Source organism: Paraburkholderia sp. SIMBA_054, from assembly GCF_046534875.1.
Classification (GTDB): Bacteria; Pseudomonadota; Gammaproteobacteria; order Burkholderiales; family Burkholderiaceae; genus Paraburkholderia; species Paraburkholderia hospita.
Genome location: NZ_JAWRXV010001319.1, coordinates 1 through 250, shown reverse-complemented (window position 1 = coordinate 250; position 250 = coordinate 1). Strand labels below are relative to the sequence as shown.

At 70.0% G+C, this 250-nt stretch carries 1 pseudogene; it reads right to left on the bottom strand.

Features of this window, described 5'->3' with window-relative positions:
• Nucleotides 1-250, bottom strand: a pseudogene (locus SB822_RS59365) (aldehyde dehydrogenase (NADP(+))); the annotation flags it as partial.

The window sequence follows — 250 nt, the reverse complement described above, 5'->3', positions numbered from 1 at the left end:
AGTCCTGATAGCAGACCGGGCGCAGGAAGCGTTCGATCGCGGTCGTGCCGACCGAGGTCGCGCGGCTGTCGGAGGTCGCCGGGAACGGGCCGCCGTGGACCATCGCGTGGCAGACTTCGACGCCGGTCGGAAAGCCGTTGACCAGCAGACGCCCGGCCTTGCGCTCGAGAATCGGCACGAGCTTCTGGGCCGCGGGCACGTCGGCGGCGTCCATCTGGATCGTGGCCGTCAGTTGGCCGGCGAAGTGCTC